The organism is Desertivirga brevis (assembly GCF_017355835.1).
The window spans coordinates 555,377-572,017 of sequence record NZ_JAFEWF010000001.1; the positions used below are offsets into that span (position 1 = coordinate 555,377).

Sequence of the window (16,641 nt, forward strand, 5' to 3'; positions counted from 1 at the left end):
TAATGATTTGAGTTCTGATTTAGAGCATTGTCTCAACTAGTAATATCAAATCTTAAATTTCAAAATAATGGTAACTGTAACAGATAAAGCGAAAGAGAAAATAGAAAATTTAATTCAGGATTCTGGATTAGATGCTTCTTATTTTTTAAGAGTTTCGGTTAAAGGTGGTGGCTGTTCTGGTTTATCGTACAATCTTGATTTCGACAACGAAGAACAACCCGGCGATCAGTTTTTTGAAGATAAAGGAGTTAGATTGGCCTTAGACATGAAGTCATTCCTTTATCTTGCCGGAACCGAACTTGATTTCTCCGACGGATTAAACGGAAAGGGTTTTAATTTCCATAATCCAAATGCAAGCCGCACATGTGGTTGCGGAGAGAGTTTCTCAGTATAAAAATTTTACACAAAACTACAACAAAAGGGGCTTTATGCCCCTTTTGTTGTATAATAGCATAAAGTTGTTGTAATTTTAGCTGGTAAACCGAGATTATTTTGAAAGCGAAGGTCGATACAATTCCTAAATTGCTACGGAATGTTGTAAGCAACATCCACGCACCACAAACCACATTCCTGCTGCATAAAAACAAAAATGAATGGGAAGAGATAAGTTATAAGCAAACACTCGATGCTGCAGATGCCATTTCGGCTTACCTCCTATCCGTAGGGATTACCAAGGGCGACCGCCTTGGTTTTATCATTGAGAATTCCCCTCAGTATATCTTTTATGATCAGGGCCTGCAACAGATAGGAGCAGTTAATGTAAGTATCTATCCTACCCTCTCTGAGCAGGAGATAGAATACATTGTTAAGGATGCAGGTGTTAAAACTATTTTAGTTGGTACTCCTTTTCTTTTAAAAAAAATTCTAAAGATCGCCAATCATTGTCCTTCCTTAATCCGTATTATTCCGGCTTTTGAAAACTTCTCTAAACATGCAGAAAGCTTCAGCCCTAAAGCTGAATTAATTGGATTCGATGACCTGCTTTTGGAGGGTAAAAAACGGCTGGACGAATACTCGAAACAAATAGATGGGATCCGGGATGCTATATTACCCTCTGATATTTCCTCCCTGATATACACGTCAGGAACTACAGGAATACCAAAAGGGGTAATGCTGACTCACAATAATTTTGTGATGAATGCACGGTGTAGTTTGGAACAAATACCAGTTGTTACCAAGGATGACAAATTCCTTTCCTTCCTCCCATTATCACATGTATTTGAGCGTACAGCAACATACTATGTTAGTTGTACTGCCGGATGCCGTATTGCATTTTCTCAAAGCCTGGAACTGCTGGCCCGGAATATGGAAGAAGTAAAACCAACAATCATGAGCTGTGTGCCGCGATTGCTGGAAAGGATACATGACCGTGCAATGAAAAATGGTACACAAGCTGGAGGTATTAAATCTAAAATATTCCTTTGGGCTTTGGCTACCGGTAAAAAGTACCGGGAAGTGCTGGAGGCTGGCCGAACCCCGAATACTATCCTTTCCTGGCAGCAGAGGTTGGCCAACAAACTTGTTTTCTCAAAAATTAAGGAAAAAACAGGTGGGCAGCTAAAATTTATGCTATCTGGAGGAGCCGCTTTACCCCAGAATGTTGGTGAGTTCTTTGGGAATCTGGGAATCAAGATCCTGGAGGGGTATGGATTAACAGAAACTTCGCCTGTTATGGCAGTAACAGAATATCATCGACAAATATATGGTACAGTTGGTCGTATTATTCCAGGAATTGAAGTAGGGATTCAGGATGTTGAAACGAAAAGGATTATTACTGTACAAACCCACGATACCTTTAATCCCGATTTTGAATGTGAGGAAGGTGAAATCCTAGCAAGAGGACATTGCGTGATGAAAGGTTACTGGGATAAGCCGGAAGACACCAGCCAGATTATCGATAGTGAAGGCTGGTTACACACAGGCGATATTGGCAGATTCCACAAAGGAAATCTTAAAATTACAGATCGTTTGAAGAATATGCTTGTAAATTCTTTTGGGAAGAATGTTTACCCTACCCCAGTTGAAAACATTTATTTAAAAAGCCCGAGGATTGAGCAGATCTTCCTTGTGGGCGACAAGCGCGAGTACATAACTGCTATCATAATTCCACCGAAGGATACATTGATGGAGACGTTTAATCTTAAAGAGGACTTTTTCGAAAAAGAAGAACGGTTTATCGATGATCCAGAAATTACAAAATGGATTGGTGAAGATGTGAAAAGACTTTCAAACGAGCTGGCTAAGTTCGAAAGAATAAAGAACTTTATCGTTAAGAGGAATCCTTTCTCATTGGAGGAGGGAGAAATGACTCCATCGCTTAAGGCCAAACGTAAGGTAATAGAAAAGAAATATGCTGATATAATTGATAAAATGTATCTGGACGAGGTTGAAGCAGGTTAAGATAACGTAATCAAGGGAATAAAAATCTCAAGCAGTAACAAAATCTCAAATCTTGATTCAAACAAAAAACCGGTTATTGAAATTATAAAGGATATGGGGATCGACACATCGGCATTTAAAGTTACCGAAAGGGCCGAAATAGACTTGGGAAAATTTGACACCAAACAAGATGGTGGCCTTGCGAAGGAAAACTCCAGGGACATCCTGCTTAGCCTTAAGGAGCAGTTAGCCGAGCTGCAGGACATGCTTTATGCCGATAACAGCAAATCTTTACTGATCATTTTCCAGGCGATGGATGCTGCAGGGAAAGACAGTGCCATAAAGCATGTAATGAGTGGTGTTAACCCACAGGGGTGCCAGGTTTATAGTTTCAAACAGCCGAATTCAGAAGAATTGGACCATGACTTCTTATGGAGACATTATAAAGCCCTTCCTGAACGGGGACGCATTGGTATTCATAACCGCTCTCATTATGAGAACGTTCTTGTATGTAAGGTGCACCCTAAATTCGCTGCAAATGAAAGTAAACTTCCTTTAATGTACATTAATGAGAAGTTTTGGAATAACCGGTATCGAAGTATCAGAAACTTTGAGGAACATTTAACAGACAGTGGCACAACTGTAATAAAGTTCTATCTTCATATTTCTAAAGAGGAGCAAAAAGAGCGTTTTTTAAAGCGTATTGATGACCCTTCAAAAAATTGGAAGTTTTCCGCGTCAGATATTGATGAGCGGGAAATGTGGGATCATTACATGAAGGCTTATAAGGATGTATTTAGAGAGACAAGTACAGAAACATGCCCCTGGTATATTATTCCTTCAGACAAAAAGTGGTTTGCACGGATAGCTATCTGTCAAATAATAGTTGATACCCTCAGAGCAATGGATTTAAAATATCCAATATTGCCTGAAAGTGATTATATCAGGCTTGCTGAGAGTAAAAAACGACTTCAGGAGGAAAAAGATTAAAACCTTGAATCAGCATAAAACAAGAAAGCCCGGCGAATATCGCCGGGCTTTCTTGTTCTACGAATAATAACCTAGAAGCTGTTCTTCATACTATTATTTAGCGTTTTTGCGCTCCAGAAACCACTTGCAATAATTCTTCTGATCGTGAATAATGGGTCATTTTCATCCCTTTTTGTCGAGAGGATAAATGCCGCCTTGAAACCTCTTTTTTTCAATTCAGGAATTGCTTCCTTATTCCATAGGCCAAAAGGATATGCAAAGTAATCCATCTTTTTACCGGTGATCTCTTCTAAGCGCTTTGTAGGCTTTTCTATTTGCTGCACCCAGTCTTCCGCCTGATATTTTTTCACATTCTTATGATCATACGTATGACTTCCGATAGTATTCCCCTGGTCGGAAAGCTGTTTGATCTGATCGCTATCCATATACTTAAATCTTCCTCGGCGACCGATAGAAACAGTCATAATGAAGTATACGCCTTTGAAATTATACTTCTTAAGCTCCTCATTACCGACGGTGAACTGGTCAAGGTCTGTATCATCAAAAGTGATCATCACCGGCTTGGAAGGAAGCGGATCTCCATAGACCAGGTAGTTATATAGCTGCTCCGGCAAAACGGTATGGTATCCACTGTCTGCAAGCATCTTTATATGAGATTTAAAAGTAGCTACTGGTGTTATATAATCCTTCGCCGTCTGCGAGTCAGAACTTCTCCAATCACGAATTTGATGATAGCAAAGAATAGGAACCTGTTTCCGGGCTAAAATTGTCTTGGCATCAGCTGCAACCCTCGTCTTTGTAGCGCTGGCTTGCTGTTGTTCTGCATTTGTATTCTCTGTAGAAGCTGAACCTGTTGTAGGAGAAGCACTTTCAGTTGCTGCTGCTGTTGTACCTTCACTTGTCTTTTTGCTTTCACCACAAGATGCCAGTAAAATAGTTACCGGAAGAGCTATTGATAAAAATCCTTTTGCTAATTGTTTCATAAGTTCGAAATACGTTCTGGAAATACTCTTTGTTTTATTTTAAAATTCTGTTAGTTCTTAATGTAGGGCTAAATGCTTCGAAAACACTTGGTGTCCCAGAAAAATTGCGGCCTTCTCGTTGAAGCTCTCGGTCGACTCCGTTGTGTAAAATTCACTTATACCGCCTTTTGAACATAAGCGTTCAATTTCCGGATGTCTTACCATATAATCTTTTAAGCTTGCCGCTACCAATCCTCCCTGAGAAACCACCTGGACGTTCCCCGGCAGGTACTGTTTAATTTTGCCCAGCAATAATGGGTAGTGTGTACATGCAAGGATCAGAGTATCTATATCGGAAACCTTTTCCAGGATATTGTTAAGGTTTTTTTGAATGAAATAATCCGCTCCATTCGAGTTGAATTCATTGTTCTCAACCAGTGGAACCCACATGGGGCATGCTTCCTGTACAACATCTATATCTGGAAAAAACTTCCCGATTTCAAGCACATATGATTCAGAACTTATTGTTCCCTGGGTGGCAAGTATTCCAACCTTTCGGGTTTTCGTAAGTTCTCCAACGATTTCAGCTGTTGGCCTAATTACCCCCAACACCCTGCGGAAGTCGGGCAGGTTGGGAATATTGTTCTGCTGAATACTTCTTAGTGCTTTGGCCGATGCAGTATTGCAAGCTAGAATTACCAATTTGCATCCTTTTTCGAAAAGGTGCTGCACGCACTCCCATGTATATTTGTAAACAGTTTCGAAACTCCGGGTACCGTACGGAACTCTAGCGTTATCTCCTAAGTACAAATAATCATACTCCGGCAGTTGCTTCACTATCTCTTTAAAAACAGTTAAACCTCCATAACCAGAATCAAATACCCCAATAGGACCATTCTTCTCAGACATTGCGCGAAATTAGGAAATCTTTGCTAACAGAACTTAAACGGTTTTAGATAAAGTTATTTACTTACAACTTCATTCTAATTACCTTCACCGGGTCGCCCCGTTTTAAACAATTATGTTCGTCCCATTTGCTCTTTTGCAATCGCATGATCTCTTCTTGTTCAAGGCCTTTGATTTTCCGTTCCAATCTTTCGAGACAGAGCTTTTTATTCTGAAGCTGCGAATTAGTATCCATAGCCAAAACCTGTATTCCGGTTGGGATATGTATACCCCTAACTGCCGTCTCTACCTTGTTTACATTCTGTCCTCCGGGCCCGGAAGATCTTGCGGTATCGAACGCTACTTCAGTCGGATCCCAAACGATATGCTTTCTTATTTCGAATACCTCTACTCCCACGAACCAATTTTTACGCTTATGGGCAGGCCGGTAGGGACTCAGCCCTACCCATTGAATTGTACCTTGCCATTCCTCAATCAATGGAGCTAAAAGGCTTCCTTTAACTAAAATAGAAGCTGACAATAAAGTCCCCTTTATGCTACCATGCTCCTGCTCAATGATCTCAGCCTTAACCCCTGTTTTCCTTACCTGATCCAGCAATAGGTCTAAGACCCTCGCCACCACCCTGGAACATTCTACAGGCCCTCTTCCAGACGTTATTTGAATAATCTTTTCTTCCATCATCATTACTCCTTATTCATTCTAACAATCATGGGTTTAAACTTCCCCTCTATATCAACGAGCTCCTTCTGGGCTGTCATAACCTTTTCAATGTCTTTATAGGCTGTAGGATTTTCTTCCACGCTCCCACCAATTAAGCTAACCCCGGCTGCTGAAAGGACTTTCTTCATTGCAGACACGGTCATGTTATCTTTTGCAGATTGTCTGCTCATTGCCCTCCCTGCTCCATGCGAAGCTGAGAATATAGAACTTCCACTTCCTAGTCCTCTTACCAGATAAGCGGGAGCAGTCATGCTTCCTGGAATAATCCCTAGCTCTCCCTTATGTGCAGGAGTAGCGCCTTTACGGTGAATAATAACATCGTTGTTATTCCATTGATCTTTCCATGCAAAGTTGTGGTGATTTTCTACTTTGAATAGCACCTCAAGTCCCAGCTCTTTAACCAGGTTAGAATGGATCTGATCGTGGCAAGCTTTCGCATAATCGCCTGCCAGGTTCATACAATTCCAGTACTCTTGTCCCGCTTCAGAATCCATGTCTAACCAAGCCAGTTGTTGTGCCTGACGTGGGAGCTTACAGGTGTTCATAGCTATATTGGTGTAATGCTTAGCAATATTTGCCCCTAAACCTCGACTTCCGGAATGAGAAAGAATGGCCGAGTATTTTCCTGCCACAAGCCCTAAGGTGTTATTATCAAACAACTCGATCTCGCCAAACTCAACAAAATGGTTTCCACTTCCTGAGGATCCGAGCTGCCTTACCGCCTTTCCATGTAATTGCTTCAATAAAGGCATAGCCCTGAAAAGTGGATCATCTAATACTTCATGTTCCTGCCTGAAGTCTAGTCCTCCCTCCATGCCAAAATGAGTGCACTTTTTTATGGCTTCTTTTATCTGAAAGCTATATCGCTTTAAATAAGTATCACTTGCATTAATTATCGAGAGAGACATCCTGCAGCCTATATCCATTCCTACCGCGTAAGGAATAACGGCATTTTTTGTAGCCAGAACACCACCGATTGGTAAACCATATCCCATGTGAGCGTCGGGCATCAGCGCGGCAGCTACACTTACGGGCAACAACGAAGCTAACTCGATTTGTCTTTTCGCAATAGCCTCGATCTCCTTCCCACCATACATTTTAAGTGGAGCAGGCTCTTCCATAAGAGAATGAACCTTGAATTGAATTTCCTTTGTCTTGCCAGTCAGCACTTCTGCCAATTTTCCTAATACATCATCTTCCAGAAAATCTTCAGGCCTTTCTCTTAGAGAGCTTAGCGTTTCTAATTGTTCTGATTTTGTATGATACTTGAAATGTTTATTAAAAATGTTTATTGCAAGGCTTCTCGCCTTGTCGTTAGTATAACCTATTTTACTTAGATCTTTTGTTCTTAATGAATGGCCCATTTAGCATGTTCAGTTTTTCTGATCCGGCTTTTGCCAGAGCAGGTAATAAATTATTTCTGAAATTTGAATAGGTGATTCGTCCCGGGTTGGGATATACCCTTTCGGCAATGCCTGGCACTACAAGATGTTCAATCTGAAATTAAAATAGAATACAGAGCCACGCTGTTAAGCGTACATCGAAAGGGGCGATATGTAAATAAGCTCGGTCATGATTCCTGATATTTGAGTTTAAAGGAATTATTGCAAAAGTATAATTTTTTTAGAAAATATCTCACCTCACTTAAAATTATTTAAGCATGACGGTAATTGCTTGTCCTACGAGAATAGCGATACCAAAACTTAATAAGGTTCCTATAAGGACATATTCAGTAAACTTCAAATCGTTTCCCTCCTTTAAGTCTCCGAAACGAAAGATTGATTTTGCTGCAATAAGAAAGCCCACAGCTTCGTAATGACCTGTTGTGATAAATAGAAAAGTAAGTAGTCGTTCCAGGATACCTATATATTTTCCTGCACTTTCAAGAGATCCAATTCCGGTTAAGTTACTTGCAGGAAGTGGCACATTGGGTGTCCATTTTGCAATAAGAGTTTTTATTATGATGGAGGTAGGATAAGTAAGGAAAAGAAGCGCGAGTGTTAGGATCCAAAAAGTATCAGATTTGAAATAGCTGAAATCAATGCTTGGGTGCTCATAGGTGTACCATACTATAACAATGGTAAGTATATGAAACAACTGATCGGCAAAGAACCATCTTCTTTTAGTGTCGGGCCTTTGAAAACTTAATTTAATGCCATCGATAATGCCGTGAAAAAGCATGATCAGTAAAGCGGGTACAAGAAAACCCGCATTCCATGTGAATAAAATTGTAAGGATCCCATGGATTAAAATGTGATAGTAAAGTTTAGGGGATTTCAGCTTCCTGGCCTCCTTCTCAATTACCCATCTGTCTGGCTGTAAAAAGAAATCGCCAATAAGGTGGGCAACAAGGAGTTTAATTAGAAGCAGGTTCATCGATAGAAGATAGATTTTTTATTTTTTTCTTATAAAGGGAATTGAGTTCCAATATCTCAAAAAAATTGGCACGAGACAAGGCCTCACTTACAGATGATTGAGTTTTATTAGTAAGCTCGGCTAATTCCGACTGAGACGCTCCTTGGTTTTCTAATGCTATTTTAACCATTTCTGCCACCGCAGGCGTCCATTTATCTACCGCGATTAGAGCTAGTTTCAGGGCAATATTAAACTCGAAATCAAAATCTGCCGAAGCTGATCTGACAGACAAGCTTACCTTTTCTTTTTTCAGCAACTCAAACTTTTCCCCCGAAAATATGAAAGCCTCTCCGTTTGATTCACTTAATTTTTCGGCAGTATATCCTTCCCTTCCAATGCCTATAGCTATGCGGACGTCAATATTCTTAATGGTTTTAACACAAGCTTTAATGTAGATCGCTTTAAGAAGAGCCTCTTCCACTTCTGTTTTCAATTGAAAGCTGTCTCCCCGGAATATTTCCCAGCTTTCTTTACTACCAAGTGCCTCTTTTAATACAGAAAGCCACTCCTCTGTAGAAGTGGCTTTCCGTGAATTTATTATATCGCCTGTTAGTATAGCTATCATTTTACAATGATCGGCAAAACAGCCGATAATTCAAATTATCGGCTAAATAGCCGATATACTAAATTATCGGCCAATTAGCCGATATCATATTAACTATCTTGTATAATTAGGAGCTTCTTTAGTAATTGTCACATCATGAGGATGACTTTCACGCATACCTGCTGCAGTGATCCTTACAAACTTTGCTTTTTGAAGATCTTCGATAGTTGCAGCTCCACAATAGTGCATTCCCGCCCTTAAACCTCCTATGTACTGGAAGATAATTTCAGCAAGAGTACCTTTATAAGGAACACGACCTACAATACCTTCAGGAACGAGCTTGGTAACAGAATCGGCCTCACTTTGAAAATAACGGTCTTTAGAACCCTTAGACATCGCCTCAACCGAACCCATACCACGATAAGATTTAAATTTCCTTCCTTCGTAAATAATAGTTTCACCTGGCGACTCTTCAACCCCCGCGAATAGAGATCCTGCCATAATAGAACTTGCACCTGCAGCTATTGCCTTAACAATATCGCCGGTTTGCTTAATTCCACCGTCGGCAATAACTGGAACATTTCTATCTCTCAGCGCTTTGGCACACTCATATACTGCATATAGCTGCGGAACTCCAACACCTGCAATGATACGTGTAGTACAAATCGAACCAGGACCAATACCAACTTTAACAGCATCTGCACCGGCATCAGCTAAAGCTATAGCGGCATCAGCTGTGGCAATATTTCCAGCAATAACCTGTAGATCTGGGTACTCAGCTTTAACACTTTTCACCATATCCACTACTCCTTTTGAATGACCGTGAGCAGTATCAATAGTAATTACATCTACCCCTGCCGCAACCAAAGCCGCAACCCTTTCTAAATTATCTCCGGCAACACCCACTGCAGCACCTACACGCAAACGTCCATGCTCGTCTTTACAGGCGGTAGGGAAATTCTTGAATTTCTGAATATCCTTGAAGGTAATTAATCCGATCAATTTACCACTATCGTCAACAACCGGAAGCTTCTCAATTTTATAATCCTGAAGTATCTCCTCTGCCTTAACCAGATCGGTACCTTTTGGCGCAGTAACTAAATTGTCTTTAGTCATTACTTCAGATATCGGACGATTTACGTCTTTCTGAAAACGTAAGTCGCGATTGGTAATAATACCTACCAGTGTATTATCAGAATCTACTACAGGAATACCCCCGATACGGTTTTCCTTCATCATCTGAAAAGCTGCACCCACCAAAGCATCCTTATGCAACGTAACCGGATCCATGATCATTCCGCTTTCAGAACGTTTTACCTTTCTTACCTCATCAGCTTGCTGCTGTATGGTCATATTCTTGTGAAGAATACCAATACCACCTGCCTGAGCAATTGCAATAGCAAGCTCGGCTTCAGTAACAGTATCCATCGCTGCAGATACAATAGGAACATTCAAACGAATTTTCTTTGTTAGATACGTACGGGTATCAACATCACGAGGAAGAACTTCAGAATATGCGGGGATTAATAATACGTCGTCATAAGTTAAACCTTCAGCGACGAACTTTTCAGGATCGAGATGCATGCAAATAAAATTTATTATTTGCCGGGCAAAGATAATATTTTTTCTCTAACTACAACTATATGCTTTGGTAAATCAAGCTAGATTGCAGAATAACAGCTAATTTAATATTAAGATTACTTGGAGCAGACTTTCAGATAACATAGTAATGAAAAAAGGGAAGGCTCTCAATACAACGCCTTCCCTTTCAATTCTAGTTTTTACCGCAATAAGCGCGAAGCATCCAAGTGTTCTTTTCTTTGAACTGCATGAAGCGATTGATCATGTCGTTAGTACCGTCATCGCCCGAATCAGCAGTAAGCTCCATAATCTCTCTTTCCATTTCGATCAAGGCAGAAAAGTCGTCAAGAATAGATGACACCAATTGTACGTCTTCCACACCTTCAGTAGGGATCTCTTTAATTCTGGAAACAGAAAGATAATCCTGGTATGTGCTTAAAGGAGCTTTACCAAGAGTAAGGATACGTTCAGCCAGCTCGTCTATAGTAGCGATTGCATTAGTATATAACTCTTCAAACTTTGCATGAAGTGTAAAGAAGCTTTTTCCTTTAACATTCCAGTGGCAGCCTCTAAGCTTTTGATAATGAATATGGTAATTAGCTAATAAATCATTCAAGTGATCTACGATAGGTTTAACTTTAACTTCTTCAAGTCCGATTTTTTCTGCGTCCATAAAATGATGTAATTTTTTGCAATTGAAACCTGCAAAATAAGCAAAGGTTTTAAGAGTTTATTTTTCTAACAAATACATTATAATTTTCCTGTTTAATAACCAAAACCTGGCTACCCTGATTGATAAAGCCGTCTAGCGATACAGCATCATACCATTTTTCGTCGATCACTACTTTACCCGACGGCCTTAGGTCTGTTTTAGCTACACCTGTTTTATCCACCAGCGCTCCCACTTGTTTGCCTGATACATAACCTTGCTGGGAGCGTTGTTCGTCCTGCAGCACGAGGCGTTGGAATACCGGCGAGCGCATTAGCGACTTACCAAAGATCACCGACACTATTATGGCTGCTACCATCGCACCTATAACAGTTAATACAGCAGTAGTCAATTTTTCTGGACCTGTTACCGTAAAATCAAACCAGTTATTCAACACCATACTGAGAGCCAAACCTGCAATCAGGCAGATTATTCCAAGAATTCCTGCTACTCCAAATCCCGGTATCACAAAAACCTCCAAAAGCAACAAAATAATACCTAACAGAAACAGGCCTATCTCCCAATGTTCGGCCAAACCTTCAAGGTAAAGCGGAGCAAAATAAAGCAGGGAAGCTACTACAGAAACCAATAGTGCAAATCCGATCCCGGGGGCCTGCATTTCGAAATAGATCCCCCCTATTATCAGAAGAATCAAAAGACCGCTGATGGCCGGACTAATAAGAAATGCCAAGACTTTATCAAGGGCGCTTTCCTGATGCTTTACGATAGTTGGGCCATTTAACCCTTCTGCAGCAACCACGGCATCAACATCTTCAACTTCCGCATCGCAATATCCAACTTTGGCAGCTTCCGATGCAGTAAGGGTTAACACCTTTCCTTTAGGTTTTAGTCCTGGTATCTCCACATCAGGATCAACAAACCCTTCTGCAATTATAGGATTCCTTTTCTTGGCTTCGGCAGTGGCCCGCATCCTTCCCCGCATGTACGATTGATACTTCTCAGGCAATACCTCCCCTTTCTCATTCACCACACTTGCGGCGCCAATGTTAGCAGATCTAGACATATAGATCTTATCGCAAGCAATTGCAATCAAAGCCCCGGCAGATGCCGCATTATTTTCAATGAAAACAATGGTTCGGATGGGCGAATTAAGGATTTTAGTGCGAATCGAGTCGGCGTACTCCACCATACCACCATAGGTGTTCATATCAATTATAATAGTCTGCGCCCCAGATTCTTTAGCTTTATCAAAAGCTTTCTGGGTTAAACGCCATGCTGCAGGCCCTATCTCAGCTTTCATCTCAAATAGATAGACCGTTTGCTTTTGAGCGAGTATTTGCAGCGACTGCGACAGCAGGATTATAAGTAATAATTGTTTTAGGTATTGCATGAGTATTTAATTTACTTTGTGAATGCTTTCTGGTAGTAAATATATAAAACCATCTTTGAATGAAAAGTTCAAGGGAATTATTTGGAAGATCGAAATAGACGACAAATTTCCGGTTGTAGCTATTGAAAGTCGACATGCTGAAACGCATACCGCTAGTTTCTCAGCCTTCAACTTCGCAACAGGAGAATGCCTGTTCAGGGAAATAACTGTAGAAGATAGTTGGAAATGGAGCCTGGACCGGGTAAGTAATGGACGAATTTTCATCCACAGTTACCTTGCAGAAGAGACGCCTGAACATCAGGGAATAATTGCCTTTACCCATAAGGGGACAATCGCCTGGCAGCAACACAATAAAGCCCTGCAGGATATAGCAGAAGAAGGACTTATTGTTACTGACTCTAAAATCCAAGGTAAATGGATTGAGATCCTTGACCCGGAAAACGGAGCAACTATCAAATCATTTGCAGCAGACTATAAACCTGTATTGCGCGATATTATTGTCCCTACTTTCATCTATGATAGAATGCTTGTTCCTATATCACTGCCTGACAATACCGTTGGTGAAATAGCTTTCAAAGAACATAATAATAAAATGATCGCCTGCTATCATACTGCTAATGAAAACACATTCACACAAACGTTACGTATTGCAGGTCCACAAGAAGTGCTTCTGGAAGACAATCTGGCCCTTAATATACTAAAAAGAAACCCAGAGGCGTTTTTTATCAGTCACAATCATTTGTTCTGCATTCGTGATGAGAAAAGGGAAATTGTTTCCTATTTAGTATAATTGCAAATTAAAAAAATGGAGATAAATCAATGCGTTCTTTAATAGCAGCTCTTTGTACTTTTTTTTCAGTTCAGGCAAATGCTGTAACTGTAGATTCGATAGGAGTTGAAAACAATAACGGACAACAGGTTATAATACATAAAGTAGCAGCAAAAGAAACTTACTATTCAATAGGCAGGTTGTACAACGTGCCCCCCAAAGAGATTATTAGCTATAATAACAACGTCAGCTTGGGAATAGGAACAGTATTGAAAGTACCTACTCAACGAGCATTTGGTGCAACCACCACGAAAGCTGCTAAACCTGTAGAAAAGAAACAAGCTAAAATTGAACCTGCGAAAGCCCCCCTTGCAACAAGTGTTCCTGCTGCAGCCTCATCTGAAATTATTGAGTACAAAGTTGGGCCAAAAGAAACCTTATTTGCTATAGCTAGAAAGTTTGGAACTACCATTGGAGAAATCAAGCAATTAAATAATCTTTCAGGATATAGCCTAAGTGTGGGACAAGTGCTCAAAATAAAGCAAAGTAGTACTACCGACCAAACTGTAGCTACTACTGCAAATTCCGAGACATCACCTTCTGCAAAGCCTGGTACAAGGCATACCACTGAAGAAACAGAATCAGACATGGAAATACCCGAAGCCACCGCAAAGCCTGAAAAAACGAGGGGTAAAACCGGCCGGCTAGGTGTAACAGAACGAAATGAGCGTGGGGTTGCTGTATGGTTTGAAGACGAGGCTCTCGATAGTACTAAAATGCTTGCATTACATCATTCAGCCCCTGTTGGTACCATTATTAAGATCACCAATCCAATGACGGACAGGACGACTTTTGTCAAAGTAGTTGGAAAATTTACAGAGAATGAAACCACAAGAGATGCAATTATCGTATTAACCAAAGCTACGGCAGATTTGCTTGGCGCTTTGGATAAACGTTTTTTAGTTAGCATCGATTATGGAATGCCGAATGAATAAGCCTTATGTTATTGGTATTGCCGGCGGCAGTGGTTCTGGCAAAACCTTCTTTCTAAACTGTTTTTTAAATCATTTCCAGGAGCACGAAATTACTCTTGTATCCCAGGACGATTATTATAAGCCAATGGAAGTACAACCGTTGGATGAAAATGGCTGGATAAACTTCGATCTTCCTATCTGTATCGAGGAATCTCAGCTATTAGCTGACCTCAATACTCTTTTACAAGGCGGGTCTGTTACAAAAAAAGAGTACACTTTTAATGTAGCAGAAGAACAAGCGAAATTACTTACCTTAAAATCCGCTCCGATTATTATTGTTGAGGGCCTCTTTGTATTCCACTATAAACAGATCTCGGATCTATTCGACATGAGGATATTTCTTGATGCAGAAGAAGAGATCACTTTAAATAGAAGAATTAAGAGGGATACTGCAGAACGAGGATACACCAGGGATATGATCATGTATCAATGGGAGAACCATGTTCTTCCTGCCTATAGAAACTACCTCCTTCCTTATAAGGACACCGCTGACAAGATTATCCTCAACAACTCTCATGTTGCCGACGATATTATCGCAGTTTCAAACGAGTTGTCAAAGGAGCTAAGAGAGAAACTGCTCTTGAAATAATACCAGATTAATTTTTCTTTTTCTATTTAGATCTAGTCTTAATAACTATATTTGCCTCCATGGAAGAATTTGTGAAAGTGGTGCAACAAGAACAAAGATCAATAATCCCTACAGACCCTGAGTTTTCAAAAGGCTTGGGTTGCATCTTTTCCTGCTGCGATTTTAAAAAGTGCTGTAAGAAATACCAAAAAGGTAAGAGGTGTAAAAAATGTCCGGACAGATAGCATAAGAGGTTTGAAGAAAGCTGCTTCAAACCCCTGATAATATGTACTATCTTCCGTCCCCGTCAAGGAAATTGCCTAATCCTCCTAGAATACTTCCTTCTTCTTTTCTGTTCCCAGGACCAGCATAAGAAAGAACCCTGCTAGCTAAGCGACTTATAGGCAAGGTCTGGATCCAAACTTTACCAGGTCCCCTCAAGGTAGCAAAAAACACCCCTTCACCTCCAAAAAGTGTATTTTTAATTCCTCCCACAAATTGGATGTCATAACTTACTCCCTGTGTGAAACCAACAATACAACCGGTATCCACTTTAAGCACTTCTCCTGGTTGTAAAACCCTCTCGGCTACATGTCCACCGGCATGAACAAAGGCCAAGCCATCGCCCTCAAGCTTTTGCATTATAAATCCTTCGCCACCAAACAAGCCGGTTCCTAACTTTCTCTGAAATTCAATGCTAACGCTAACACCTTTCGCCGCACATAGAAAAGCGTCCTTTTGACATGTTACTCGTCCGCCTAACTCGCCAAGATCAAGAGGAATAATTTTCCCGGGATAAGGAGAAGCAAAGCTTACTTTCTTTTTGCCATAGCCTATATTGGTATAAGCCGTCATAAAAAGGCTTTCGCCCGTTAAAAGCCTTTTACCAGCGCTAAATAGTTTTCCTAAAATTCCGCTTTGCTGCTGACTTCCATCGCCGAAGATAGTATCCATTTGAATACCATCATCCATCATCATAAAAGCTCCAGCCTCCGCCACTGCTGTCTCATTTGGATCCAGCTCTACTTCTACGTATTGCATCTCTTCGCCGTAGATGCGATAGTCTATTTCGTGATTTCTGATCATATATTTTTATGTGTTTAAGACTGAAGATAAAATAATTTGTTACAAAATGTCAAAACAAGAAACTATTCTATATATATTAAACGTATACAACTTAGACTAACGACCTAAATAATTCGTTTTCAAAACATTGATAACACTCAAAATAATATCCAATTGAAAAAGAAAGGATATTGGCAGAAAAATTGCTATTGGGATACGGAGATTGTTGGGCGGCGGTGATTTAAAATAGTATTATGGAAAAGATTTTATCAGAAGCAGAGGCTCAGAGTGTAATTGAAAGTTTATCTGAAGTTGAAATAGAAGAAATTAAGCGGGATAAAGTGCGTTTTGGTGAGTTTTTCGTTGGTCTTGAAAATAACAGATATTATAGAGTAAACCCTATAAATGTTATTTACGTTGACGGAAAATTTAAATCCATCACTCCTTTTTCAGCATCTGCTGGTATATAATTGCAACGCAATTTTTTTATTTTAAGCTGATTTCTTAATTGTTATGCGTAGCTTTGTAAAAGAAGCAGCTGTAATAGTTAAGTTCTTTCTTAATTCATTTAATCTTTATTTGGCCTTCATCTCCTTTCGGCCGTTTTAATCATTCTTGAAAAAGAGAAATTTAACAGAACACTACGG

At 40.2% G+C, this 16,641-nt stretch carries 17 protein-coding genes; 7 read left to right on the plus strand and 10 right to left on the minus strand.

Annotated features, from left to right (window positions below):
* Positions 1-67: 67 nt before the first annotated feature.
* The 3 genes from J4N25_RS02365 to J4N25_RS02375 all read left to right on the plus strand — a co-directional run bounded on the left by J4N25_RS02365 (position 68) and on the right by J4N25_RS02375 (position 3,369).
* Entirely contained in the window at positions 68-394 is a 327-nt protein-coding gene (locus J4N25_RS02365) for a HesB/IscA family protein (RefSeq protein WP_207420537.1), read from the plus strand.
* Between the two features lie 92 nt (positions 395-486).
* Positions 487-2,400, plus strand: a complete 1,914-nt coding sequence (locus J4N25_RS02370; protein WP_207421603.1) for an AMP-dependent synthetase/ligase — start codon at positions 487-489, stop codon at positions 2,398-2,400.
* Between the two features lie 93 nt (positions 2,401-2,493).
* A complete protein-coding gene (locus J4N25_RS02375; RefSeq protein ID WP_207420538.1) occupies positions 2,494-3,369 on the plus strand; it encodes a polyphosphate kinase 2 family protein in 876 nt (291 codons plus the stop codon).
* Between the two features lie 71 nt (positions 3,370-3,440).
* On the opposite strand, the gene J4N25_RS02380 is transcribed toward J4N25_RS02375, so the two are convergent.
* The 9 genes from J4N25_RS02380 to J4N25_RS02420 form a co-directional block, all read right to left on the minus strand.
* Positions 3,441-4,352 (minus strand): polysaccharide deacetylase family protein, encoded by a 912-nt coding sequence (locus J4N25_RS02380; protein ID WP_207420539.1) that lies wholly within the window; start codon positions 4,350-4,352, stop codon positions 3,441-3,443.
* Positions 4,353-4,409: 57 nt separating this feature from the next.
* Positions 4,410-5,240: a glutamate racemase gene (gene murI / locus J4N25_RS02385; RefSeq protein ID WP_207420540.1), complete on the minus strand. Its 831-nt coding sequence runs from the start codon at positions 5,238-5,240 to the stop codon at positions 4,410-4,412.
* Positions 5,241-5,301: 61 nt separating this feature from the next.
* Positions 5,302-5,922, minus strand: a complete 621-nt coding sequence (gene prfH, locus J4N25_RS02390; protein WP_242695758.1) for a peptide chain release factor H — start codon at positions 5,920-5,922, stop codon at positions 5,302-5,304.
* On the minus strand, positions 5,922-7,322 hold the full coding sequence (locus J4N25_RS02395) for an RtcB family protein (RefSeq protein ID WP_207420541.1): 1,401 nt from the start codon (positions 7,320-7,322) through the stop codon (positions 5,922-5,924). The genes prfH and J4N25_RS02395 overlap by 1 nt, the downstream gene beginning before the upstream one ends.
* Positions 7,323-7,608: 286 nt before the next feature.
* Positions 7,609-8,334, minus strand: coding sequence for a DUF3307 domain-containing protein (locus J4N25_RS02400; RefSeq protein WP_207420542.1), 726 nt, complete (start codon positions 8,332-8,334; stop codon positions 7,609-7,611).
* Complete coding sequence (locus J4N25_RS02405) at positions 8,315-8,938, minus strand: hypothetical protein (RefSeq protein ID WP_207420543.1); 624 nt, start codon at positions 8,936-8,938, stop codon at positions 8,315-8,317. The genes J4N25_RS02400 and J4N25_RS02405 overlap by 20 nt, the downstream gene beginning before the upstream one ends.
* 93 nt (positions 8,939-9,031) lie before the next feature.
* A complete protein-coding gene (gene guaB / locus J4N25_RS02410) occupies positions 9,032-10,501 on the minus strand; it encodes an IMP dehydrogenase (RefSeq protein WP_207420544.1) in 1,470 nt (489 codons plus the stop codon).
* Between the two features lie 190 nt (positions 10,502-10,691).
* Entirely contained in the window at positions 10,692-11,171 is a 480-nt protein-coding gene (locus tag J4N25_RS02415; protein ID WP_207420545.1) for a Dps family protein, read from the minus strand.
* A 49-nt stretch (positions 11,172-11,220) separates the two neighbouring features.
* Positions 11,221-12,558 carry an NfeD family protein gene (locus J4N25_RS02420; protein WP_207420546.1) on the minus strand — a complete coding sequence of 446 codons (1,338 nt, stop codon included), beginning with the start codon at positions 12,556-12,558 and terminating at the stop codon, positions 11,221-11,223.
* Between the two features lie 22 nt (positions 12,559-12,580).
* On the opposite strand from J4N25_RS02420, the gene J4N25_RS02425 reads away from it, so the two are divergent.
* The 3 genes from J4N25_RS02425 to J4N25_RS02435 are packed head-to-tail and all read left to right on the plus strand — an operon-like array spanning position 12,581 to position 14,950.
* Entirely contained in the window at positions 12,581-13,348 is a 768-nt protein-coding gene (locus tag J4N25_RS02425; RefSeq protein ID WP_207420547.1) for a DUF4905 domain-containing protein, read from the plus strand.
* A 29-nt stretch (positions 13,349-13,377) separates the two neighbouring features.
* Positions 13,378-14,322: a septal ring lytic transglycosylase RlpA family protein gene (locus J4N25_RS02430; RefSeq protein WP_207420548.1), complete on the plus strand. Its 945-nt coding sequence runs from the start codon at positions 13,378-13,380 to the stop codon at positions 14,320-14,322.
* Positions 14,315-14,950 carry a uridine kinase family protein gene (locus tag J4N25_RS02435; protein WP_207420549.1) on the plus strand — a complete coding sequence of 212 codons (636 nt, stop codon included), beginning with the start codon at positions 14,315-14,317 and terminating at the stop codon, positions 14,948-14,950. Before J4N25_RS02430 ends, J4N25_RS02435 begins: the two co-directional genes overlap by 8 nt.
* A 270-nt stretch (positions 14,951-15,220) precedes the next feature.
* On the opposite strand, the gene J4N25_RS02440 is transcribed toward J4N25_RS02435, so the two are convergent.
* Positions 15,221-16,015, minus strand: coding sequence for a TIGR00266 family protein (locus J4N25_RS02440; protein ID WP_207420550.1), 795 nt, complete (start codon positions 16,013-16,015; stop codon positions 15,221-15,223).
* Between the two features lie 233 nt (positions 16,016-16,248).
* Between J4N25_RS02440 and J4N25_RS02445 the strand changes: the two genes are divergently transcribed.
* Complete coding sequence (locus tag J4N25_RS02445) at positions 16,249-16,464, plus strand: hypothetical protein (protein ID WP_207420551.1); 216 nt, start codon at positions 16,249-16,251, stop codon at positions 16,462-16,464.
* Positions 16,465-16,641 lie beyond the last annotated feature (177 nt).

Coding starts and splice junctions, on each gene's coding strand:
- J4N25_RS02430 (WP_207420548.1), top strand. CDS start 13,378: ATGCGTTCTTTAATAGCAGCTCTTTGTACTTTTTTTTCAGTTCAGGCA.
- J4N25_RS02375 (WP_207420538.1), top strand. CDS start 2,494: ATGGGGATCGACACATCGGCATTTAAAGTTACCGAAAGGGCCGAAATA.
- J4N25_RS02395 (WP_207420541.1), bottom strand. CDS start 7,322: ATGGGCCATTCATTAAGAACAAAAGATCTAAGTAAAATAGGTTATACT.
- J4N25_RS02440 (WP_207420550.1), bottom strand. CDS start 16,015: ATGATCAGAAATCACGAAATAGACTATCGCATCTACGGCGAAGAGATG.
- J4N25_RS02400 (WP_207420542.1), bottom strand. CDS start 8,334: ATGAACCTGCTTCTAATTAAACTCCTTGTTGCCCACCTTATTGGCGAT.
- murI (WP_207420540.1), bottom strand. CDS start 5,240: ATGTCTGAGAAGAATGGTCCTATTGGGGTATTTGATTCTGGTTATGGA.
- J4N25_RS02365 (WP_207420537.1), top strand. CDS start 68: ATGGTAACTGTAACAGATAAAGCGAAAGAGAAAATAGAAAATTTAATT.
- J4N25_RS02420 (WP_207420546.1), bottom strand. CDS start 12,558: ATGCAATACCTAAAACAATTATTACTTATAATCCTGCTGTCGCAGTCG.
- prfH (WP_242695758.1), bottom strand. CDS start 5,922: ATGATGATGGAAGAAAAGATTATTCAAATAACGTCTGGAAGAGGGCCT.
- J4N25_RS02445 (WP_207420551.1), top strand. CDS start 16,249: ATGGAAAAGATTTTATCAGAAGCAGAGGCTCAGAGTGTAATTGAAAGT.
- J4N25_RS02405 (WP_207420543.1), bottom strand. CDS start 8,938: ATGATAGCTATACTAACAGGCGATATAATAAATTCACGGAAAGCCACT.
- guaB (WP_207420544.1), bottom strand. CDS start 10,501: ATGCATCTCGATCCTGAAAAGTTCGTCGCTGAAGGTTTAACTTATGAC.
- J4N25_RS02435 (WP_207420549.1), top strand. CDS start 14,315: ATGAATAAGCCTTATGTTATTGGTATTGCCGGCGGCAGTGGTTCTGGC.
- J4N25_RS02415 (WP_207420545.1), bottom strand. CDS start 11,171: ATGGACGCAGAAAAAATCGGACTTGAAGAAGTTAAAGTTAAACCTATC.
- J4N25_RS02380 (WP_207420539.1), bottom strand. CDS start 4,352: ATGAAACAATTAGCAAAAGGATTTTTATCAATAGCTCTTCCGGTAACT.
- J4N25_RS02425 (WP_207420547.1), top strand. CDS start 12,581: ATGCTTTCTGGTAGTAAATATATAAAACCATCTTTGAATGAAAAGTTC.